This is a genomic window from Streptomyces sp. ActVer (assembly GCF_027270795.1).
Classification (GTDB): Bacteria; Actinomycetota; Actinomycetes; order Streptomycetales; family Streptomycetaceae; genus Streptomyces; species Streptomyces umbrinus_A.
The window spans coordinates 1-4,698 of record NZ_JAPWHT010000623.1 but is presented as its reverse complement, the minus strand read 5'-3'; the positions used below and the strand labels follow the sequence as shown (position 1 = coordinate 4,698).

5 protein-coding genes are annotated in these 4,698 nt (G+C 68.5%); all 5 read right to left on the bottom strand.

Annotated elements, in window-relative coordinates; genetic code table 11:
• Window positions 1–94: 94 nt before the first annotated feature.
• Window positions 95–1,630, bottom strand: coding sequence for a sulfatase-like hydrolase/transferase (locus O3Q52_RS49120; protein ID WP_269654932.1), 1,536 nt, complete (start codon window positions 1,628–1,630; stop codon window positions 95–97).
• An 87-nt stretch (window positions 1,631–1,717) separates the two neighbouring features.
• Window positions 1,718–2,704, bottom strand: a complete 987-nt coding sequence (locus O3Q52_RS49115; RefSeq protein ID WP_269654931.1) for an aliphatic sulfonate ABC transporter substrate-binding protein — start codon at window positions 2,702–2,704, stop codon at window positions 1,718–1,720.
• Between the two features lie 57 nt (window positions 2,705–2,761).
• A complete protein-coding gene (locus tag O3Q52_RS49110; RefSeq protein ID WP_269654930.1) occupies window positions 2,762–3,541 on the bottom strand; it encodes an ABC transporter ATP-binding protein in 780 nt (259 codons plus the stop codon).
• Window positions 3,538–4,353, bottom strand: coding sequence for an ABC transporter permease (locus tag O3Q52_RS49105; RefSeq protein ID WP_269654929.1), 816 nt, complete (start codon window positions 4,351–4,353; stop codon window positions 3,538–3,540). The genes O3Q52_RS49110 and O3Q52_RS49105 overlap by 4 nt, the downstream gene beginning before the upstream one ends.
• Before the next feature lie 40 nt (window positions 4,354–4,393).
• On the bottom strand, window positions 4,394–4,698 hold a 305-nt coding region (locus O3Q52_RS49100; RefSeq protein ID WP_269654928.1), incomplete at its 5' end, for an ROK family protein.

The following is a 4,698-nucleotide window of genomic DNA, read 5'->3' as shown; positions in this document are numbered from 1 at the left end:
ATGAGGCGGCGGCCGATCCGGGAGGCGCCGACGGCGCCCACGCGGGAGGGGGCGCAGCATGAGGGAGAGGCTCCGCCTGCGCTCGGTGAGCCGCTCATCGGGTGCCGCCGACCGGCGTCGAGGCATCCGTACCGGCGGGCGTCGAGGAGCCCGCGCCGTCGGCCTTCTCCGTCTCGAACGAGGACAGGGTGGTGTCGTGGTCGGTCGGCACGTCGTACATGGGTGTCATCCAGTGGAAGAAGTTGTCGCCGCGGTCCCGTAGCAGGCGGTACAGGCGGTGCATCAACTGTGTGCGTACGTGCCGGAGTTCGGGGTGGTCGTAGCGGTTGAGGAGCTCGTCCGGGTCGGTCTGCAGGTCGTACAGCTCGTTGCGCGACTCGGGGTTGACGACCAGCTTGTGGCGCCGGGTGCGCAGCATGCGCTGCGGGTACGGGAAGTGGTGGCCGTGGTACTCGGCCAGGTGGTGCTCGTCCCAGGCCGGCCGTTCCCCGCGGGCGAGGGGAAGCAGGCTGCGGCTGTCGACGGCCGGGGCGGGGTCGCTGCCGGCGAGTTCCAGGATGGTCGCCGTGTAGTCGGTGAGGGAGACGAACTCCTCGCGCACCTGGCCCGGTACGGCGCCCGGCACCCGCAGCAGCCCGGGGATGCGGTAGATGTCCTCGTACATGGCGGGCCCTTTGTCGTGCAGCCGGTGGGCGCCGGTGAACTCGCCGTGGTCGGCGGTGAAGGACACCGCGGTGCGTTCGTCCAGGCCCAACTCCCGTACGGCGTCGAGGATGCGGCCGATCTGCTCGTCGATGAGCGTGACGTACCCCCAGTAGACGGCGATGAGTTTGCGGCTGTCCTCGATCGGCATGGTGTCGAACGCCCACAGCTTGCTGTAGTTGCTCTGCACCGGTGGCTTGCCCGCGAAGGTCTCGCCGATGGAGGCGGGGAGCTCCACCAGGTCCGGGTCGTACAGGTCGAAGTACTCGTCGGGGAGGATGTACGGCAGGTGCGGGCCGAAGAAGTGGGTGGCGAGGAAGAACGGGACACCCTGCCCGGCCTGCTCGTTCCCGGCGAAGCGGTGGAGCATCTCGATGGTGCGGGTCGCCAGGTAGTACTCGAAGGTGGCCTCGACGGGCTGGTGCAGCCGGGCCGCGAGGAGGTTGCCGGGGCTGCCGTTGGGGGTCGTACCGCGCATCCGGTCGCTGATGGCGTACTCGGGAAGGCCGTTCTCCTTGAGGTAGGCCAGGTAGTCGGGGTGATCGACGGGGTTGTGCCAGCCGGCGAGGTCCGGGCCCTGGAAGCCGTAGTCGGCGGCGGTGCGCCGGACGCCGCCGTGCCACTTGCCCAGGAGGCCCAGGTCGTAGCCCTCGCTGCGCAGTTGCTCGGCGAACGTGAACTGGCCGTCGGACAGGTCCTCCAAGTACCCCACGTTGCGCTCGTAGTTGGCGAGCAGCTTGTGCCGGAAGGGTGCCGCGCCGGTCAGCAGGCTGGCCCGGGCCGGAGTGCAGATGGCGGTCGGCGTGTAGCAGCTGTCGAAGCGGGTGCCCTGTGCGGCGAGGCGGTCCAGATTGGGGGTGCGCACGTGCGGGTTGCCGTAGGCGCCGAGGGTGTCGACGCGGTGCTGGTCGGTCATCAGGAAGAGCATGTTGTGGCGCACGGCAGTGCCTTTCGAGTCGTACGAGGCGTGTTCGCGTTGCCTCACGGGCGGGTCGGGACGGTGCCGGAGGCCGCCCTACTTGCCGCCCTGCGCCTTCTCGTAGAGCTCGCCCGCGTAGTACTCACCCGGATCGGGGTTCTCGTCCAGCTGCTTGTTGCGTACGAAGAAGTCACCAAGTGTCTTCAGCCACTTGTCCACTTCACCGCTCTTCGTCTTGGCGACCAGGTCCGCGGTGGAGAGGGTCCGGACGTGGGAGGCGTCGGCCTTCGTCCGGGCTTCGGAGACCTCCAGCAGCTTCGCGGTGAGCGCGATGGTCTCGGCGGGGTGTGACTGGCGCCAGTCGTTGGCCTGCTGCAGTACCTTGACCACCTTGCTGTTCTTCTCTTCCGGCACCTTGTTGCCGGCGACGAACGCGGTGGGGAAGAAATCCCCGGTGTCCTTTGTGCTGGCGACCTCCACCAGGTCCGGCACCTTCTTCTTGATGGTGTCGATGGCCGGATAGAAGAAGCCGGCGCCGTCGATCTTCCCGGAGGAGAAGGCGGACACGATCGTGGACGGATCCATGTTGACCTTGGAGATGTCCTTGCCGGTCATCCCGGCCTCCGCCAGCGCGATGTTGAGGATCATGTCGCCGGAAGTGCCCTCGGGCACGCCGATCTTCTTGCCCTTGAGGTCCTTCATGGACTCCATCCCGGGCTGGCCTATGACCCGGTCCGCGTACGTGAGCGTATTGATGGCGATGATCTTGGACTGGCCGGAGGCGGGCAGCCACACGGCACCGGGGCCGATGTAGCCGTAGTCGAGGTCGCCGGCACTGAGCGCCTGGATCTGCACCGGGCCGTTGTTGAACGTCCTGGTCTCCGCGGTCAGTCCGGCCTTCTTCCACAGCCCCTGCTTCTCGGCGATCGCCAGCAGACTGGCCCCGTTGTAGTCGCCGATGTACCCGAACTTGACCGTGGAGTCGTCGCCGGACCCGCTCCCGGAACACGCGCTCGCGGAAAGTGACAGCACGAATACGGCGGGCAGTGTCGTGAGGGCGCGTCTGACCGTGCTTCGGTGCATGGTGGATGGATCCTCTCGGTGCGGTACGAGGGTGGATTGCGGACAGCCGACGGGCGGTTACGCGGCCGAGGCGGCTTCGTCCTGGTGATAGACGGACGTCCAGACTTCGTTGCGGATGCGGCGGAACTCCGCGGACAGCCGAATCTCCTCCGTGCGCGGATAGGGCAGGTCGACGTCGATGACGCGGTGGATGCGCCCGGGACCCGCCGCCATGACGACGACACGGTTGGCCAGGTAGACGGCCTCGTCCACGTCATGGGTGATGAACAGCACGGTCCGCTTCTCCTGGCTCCAGGTCCGCAGCAGCTGGTCCTGCAACTGCACCCGGGTGAGCGCGTCGAGAGCACCGAACGGCTCGTCCATCAGCAGCACTTGAGGGTCCACCGCGTACGCCCGGGCGATGGCGCAGCGCTGCTTCATGCCGCCGGACAGCGTCTTGGGCAGGGCGTCGGCGAACTCACCGAGTCCGACGAGGCCGATGGCGTCGTCCGTGCGCCGCCTGCGCTCCTCGGCGGGTACGGAGGCGAGTCTGAGCCCGAACTCCACGTTCTGCCGCACGGTCAGCCAGGGGAACAGGGCGTACTGCTGGAAGATCACACCCCGGTCGGGGCCGGGACCCGACACCGGCCTCCCGTCGACCAGGACGCTGCCCGAGTCGGGCTCCTGAAGTCCCGCGGCCATGCCCATCAGCGTGGACTTGCCGCAGCCGGACGGCCCGACGACGGTGACGAACTCCTGGTCCGCGATGTCCAGGTCCACTCCGCCGAGTGCCGTGAAGGTGGCGCCCTTCAGCGGGAAGGTCTTCACCACGCCACGGAAACTGATCTTGCTGTTCATCGTCGCTCCTGCCAGCCGGTGAGGCGTCGCTCGGCCAGCAGCAACAGCCGGTCCATGACGAGCCCGAGCACTCCGATGGTGATCAGCGATACGAAGATCGCGTCCATGTCGAACCAGGTGGCCGCCTTCTGCATCCGGTAGCCCAAGCCCTCCTGCGCACCGATGAGTTCGGCGGCCACCACGGTGGCCCAGGACGCGCCGAGGCCGATCCGCATGCCGACGAGGATGAACGGGGTGGACGCCGGCACGACCACCTTGGCGAAGATGACGCGGTCCGAGGCGCCCAGCACCCGGGCGGCGTTGATCAGGGTCCTGTCCACGTCGACGACGCCCTGGAAGGAGGCCACGACGCAGGCCATGAACGAGGCCAGACAGATCACGGCGATCTTCGGCACCTCACCGATACCGAGCAGCACCACGGCCAGCGGGATCAGTGCCAGTGGCGGGATGGTGCGGAAGAACTGGATGTACGGCTCGACCACGGCGCGCACCGTCGGGTACCAGCCCATGAGGAAGCCGACCGGGACCGCCACGACCACGCCGAGGGCGTAGCCGATGAAGACCCGGCGCAGACTGGCGAAGGTATCGGAGGCGAGCGTGCCGTCGGCGATCATGGTGCCCGCCTTGCGCGCCACCGCCGCCGGTGTGGGCAGGTTCTCGACGAGTCCAAGGGCGGCCACGACGGCCCAGACGGCGACACCCGCCGCGAGCGCCAGGCCGCCCAGGACCAGCGGTCGGACGGAACGACGCGGTTGTTGCTGCCGCCGCTGCGCGGGGGCAGCGGTCTTGTCGAGAGGGGTGATCACAGCCATGGGCTCCTCACTGGTGGCCTCGTGCGATCTCCTGGTGGCCTCATGCGTTCTCCTTGGAGACGGGCTGCGGGTAGTGGGTGAGCAGGGGGGTTTCATGGAGTACGAGGGCGATGCCGCCCAGGGCGCTGCCGGCCTCGCCGAGCGTGGCGCGCCGTACGTCCACGTGATGGCGGGCGAGCGGCATCAGGTGCTGCCGCAGGGCCCGTTCGACCGGTTCGAGCAGGGCGTCGCCGGCCTGCGCCAGCTCGCCGCCGACGACGATGGCGCCCGGGCCGACGGCGTGACAGATCGCGGCCAGTACGGCGCCGACCTCACTGCCGACGCGGGCAAGGACCTCAAGGGCGG